The sequence below is a fragment of the Methylocucumis oryzae genome (assembly GCF_000963695.1).
Classification (GTDB): Bacteria; Pseudomonadota; Gammaproteobacteria; order Methylococcales; family Methylomonadaceae; genus Methylovulum; species Methylovulum oryzae.
In genome coordinates, this window is sequence record NZ_LAJX01000176.1 from 1 (window position 1) to 3595 (window position 3595).

At 42.0% G+C, this 3595-nt stretch carries 5 protein-coding genes; all 5 read left to right on the forward strand.

The genetic code is table 11. The features are described from left to right. The first annotated feature begins 372 nt into the window (after window positions 1-372). Window positions 373-1581, forward strand: a complete 1209-nt coding sequence (locus VZ94_RS15770; protein WP_045779963.1) for a DUF262 domain-containing protein — start codon at window positions 373-375, stop codon at window positions 1579-1581. Beyond that, window positions 1578-2537 (forward strand): AAA family ATPase, encoded by a 960-nt coding sequence (locus VZ94_RS15775; RefSeq protein WP_204369171.1) that lies wholly within the window; start codon window positions 1578-1580, stop codon window positions 2535-2537. The genes VZ94_RS15770 and VZ94_RS15775 overlap by 4 nt, the downstream gene beginning before the upstream one ends. Continuing rightward, window positions 2467-2670, forward strand: coding sequence for a DUF3696 domain-containing protein (locus VZ94_RS32845; protein ID WP_369126305.1), 204 nt, complete (start codon window positions 2467-2469; stop codon window positions 2668-2670). The genes VZ94_RS15775 and VZ94_RS32845 overlap by 71 nt, the downstream gene beginning before the upstream one ends. Window positions 2671-2673: 3 nt before the next feature. Then, window positions 2674-3444 (forward strand): hypothetical protein, encoded by a 771-nt coding sequence (locus VZ94_RS15780; protein WP_045779964.1) that lies wholly within the window; start codon window positions 2674-2676, stop codon window positions 3442-3444. A gap of 71 nt (window positions 3445-3515) precedes the next feature. Beyond that, window positions 3516-3595 (forward strand): IS66 family insertion sequence element accessory protein TnpA (gene tnpA, locus VZ94_RS33325; RefSeq protein WP_439097744.1); only part of this gene is annotated, 80 nt, incomplete at its 3' end.

Below are 3595 nucleotides of genomic sequence, written 5' to 3' on the forward strand. Positions count from 1 at the left end.
ATAAACCGCGATCAATCAGAAAGCCATAGTTTACATACCCGTCATTCCGGCATGGATTGCCGGAATCCAGTGCCATGGATGGCGCTCTTCAAGTCCCCCTGTGTTCTTGGCAATCCATGCCGAGATGACGACCCGGAGACGAACTACGGTTCTCAAATTGGGCGGGCTATAGTCTTAGGGACGTTTTTCTTTGTGCACGCATTCATGCCATTAAGTTAAGCACTAAACATCCGATTTTCGGAGTGCAAGGCTGCGTTGTTAAGGTTTTTTGAGATTCCTCGACTTAAGTTATAAATTAAAGAATATGGTCTATATCGATGCTGTTTGTTATTGTAAGATTCAATTTTTTTACGTTTTAATCCTGAGAAATTCATGGAAACACAAGAAACTTTTGATGACATCAATGAAATGAATATCTCCGATGAAGAAAGCAAGTTAGATGATGAGGATAAATCTGGGTCTGACCTGAAAATGAAGCCATGGAATCCAGATGATATTCGAATTACGACTAAGAACTTCACTATCAGAGAGATTTATACCCAAATTCAAGATAAGGCTTCTAACCAAGAAAAAGAACTAGACAAAGAACTGGACCTTGCGCCCGAATTTCAACGGTCTTTTGTTTGGGATATCAAACAACAGATACGTCTTATTGAAACAATTCTTTTAGGTATCCCACTTCCCGCTTTTTACTTTAATCAAGACAAAGACGGTGCCCAACAGGTGATTGATGGTGTTCAGCGTCTCACGACAATTAAACGCTTTATGTCTGATCAATTAGAGTTAAAAGAAGAACACCTCGAATATCTAAGTCCACTAAAAGGCTCCACATTTTCAAGTCTTGATCCTGCCACCAAACGTCGATTTGCTGGCACTCAGATTGTGGCGCATGTAATCGAGCCACAGACACCGGATGACGTTAAATACGATATTTTTAATCGCGTAAATACTGGCGGTAGCCCACTTTATGCACAGGAAATCCGACATTGTATGAGCAAGGAACGATCTCGTGAATTTTTGCGTAAGCTCGTTGAGAGCGACAGTTTTGATGCGGCTATGGGTAAATTGTTTTGGAGCAAAAATCCTGAAGGAGAATGGGTTCGTGATAGCAAGCGCATGACAGACAGGGAAATGGCACTGCGTTTCTGTGCGTTTTATATTGAACCATTAGAAAAATATTCTAAAGCATCAAGTTTAGATGCGTTTCTTTTAGATTTTTCCCGTTGGCTCGATCATAAGGCTAAATCCGCTGACTTAAAGAAGTTAGAAATTGCCTTTCAACAGGCAATGCAGAATTGTTACCTGGTTTTTGGTAAAGATGTCTTTCGTAGACGGCTTCCCAATAACCAACCAGCAAGAGGTAGTATCAACAAAGCAATTTTTGAATCACAAGCCTTAGCTCTAGCAGACTATCATCCCGATATTGTTATTGCCAATAAAGATAAGATTCAAAAAACATTATGGGAGCTTTTTAATGATCCTGATTATGAAACTGCTGTAAGCTCTGGTACCGGTTCTTATAAAAAAATAAAAGAACGAATTACTAAACCTCGTGAAGCCTTGGAGAAAATTCTTAGATGATTAATGAACTCAAAATTTATGGCTTCAAAATGTTTGAAGAAGCGGTCTTTAAAATGGCTCCGCTTACTATTTTAGCTGGTATGAATGGTGCCGGGAAAACCTCCGTGATTCATGCGTTGCTTTTGATACGTGAAATTGCTCGACGCAACGACAAAATCGCTCAGTTGAACGGCCCGTATGGTTTGGATTTAGGTACTTTTGGGGATATTCAAAACTGGAACACTCAAGATCCCATACGCTTTGTTCTTACCGATGAAGCTTGCAGCATATACACATGGGTGTTGGGTGGGAATCCGGCCTCTCTCTATGCTGAAATACAAGAACATCCACAAGAACTTCCGCCAGTTTTCAAAGCAGATGAGCGAATGTTTCAGTATCTTTGCGCCGAACGCTTTGGTCCTCGCAATATACTGGGTTCTGCCGCGCTACCTTCTGAACAATTGGAGGTGGGGTTTCGCGGCGAATACAGCGCTCAGGTTTTATATGACCTTGGTGGCTTTTACATTGATGCTCCCCGCAGATGTCCAGATGCGAGGGAAGCTGATGCGGCATTACTAAAATTTGAAACAGAAAGATGGTTGTCACGAATTGCCCGTCCTGTACAGATTGATACCGAGTCTCTTGCTATTAAGACAGTTACAGCATTGCGTTTTCGCGTTCCTGGTGGCGAGTGGGTTCATCCGCCCAATATGGGGTTCGGTGTTACTTACTCTCTCCCGGTTATTTTGGCCGGGCTTACGGCAGGGAAAGATGGAATTTTGATTATAGAAAACCCAGAAGCCCATCTACATCCAGCTGGACAATCTCAAATGGGTTATTTTCTTGCGTCCATTGCCTCAGCTGGTGTGCAGGTTGTGGTAGAAACCCATTCTGATCATGTTTTGAATGGTATTCGCCGTGCTATCGGAGAGCATTCTATTTTGTCTAAAGATCAAGCGATCATTCATTTTTTTTGATGTTGATGCCACTCCTCCTCAACCTCTAAGTTTTACCGAAACAGGGGGTATTGCTTCTTGGCCACGCGGATTTTTTGATCAATATCAACTTGATATTACTGCGCTTACTCGTGTGCGTAGACGAAAGGAGTAGTTCATGAGGTTTGTTATTGACGAAACCAGTTGGTGTTTTGATGGGCTTGCACAAGATGACTTTATCGAAGCGTTCGAGACACTGCTGGATTTACTTGATGATGCCAATGAGCAAGGTCATTTAGCTTGTTATTCAGAGGAGCTTTTTTCTAAGGCTGTTTGGCAAGATAAAAGCTTTTATGAATTGTATGACCCCGATTTGCCAATTTCAATTCCTCGGGAAGTGCAGGAACGTATTGCTATCCTATTTGCGCGGCTATCCAAATGGCAGGAGCTTGACTATTCATGGCCGCCAGCCTTTGCTGTGCGAATTGCTCCGAAAAATGATGAATATGATGCGCCATCAATTGCATGGGCTTATGAACAAACAAAGCAAAACAAAACCTGTGCAGTTGCTTGTTTAGTTTTTTCCAGCAGTCGGCTAACAGGATTTATTGCTGTAACGATAAAAAATAGTACAGAAAACTTGTGGTTCATTGCTGATCATAAACACTATTGCAGTTTTTTTCGTTGGCTCATAACCGATACAACTCATCATCCTGGCGAAATGGAAGGGTTCGCACATTCAGCATTTCCTGAAATTGATTTTGCGCCGGGAGCTTTTAATGGGATTAAGGGTATGAGTAAACCATATCGGGAGCTTATACAGTCTTTAGTTAAGCATCTTGGAGTATTATCTGATCATGGCAAACGTATCTTTTTAGGGGGGTGGAGTAAGGCTTCTGCCGAGTTTGGCGCGCTGGGTGTAGATATTACAGATGAAAATGGAAAGTAAGCGCTCAACCAAACCACCTGTTCTAATAAATTCAGAACCGTTATTCTCAAAATTTTTGAAGAGGATAATGCATGACCTTAACCGCGCATTGGATACATCACCTGAACACTTGGCAAAGCAGCGGAATGACGCAAGCGGCGTATTGCCGACA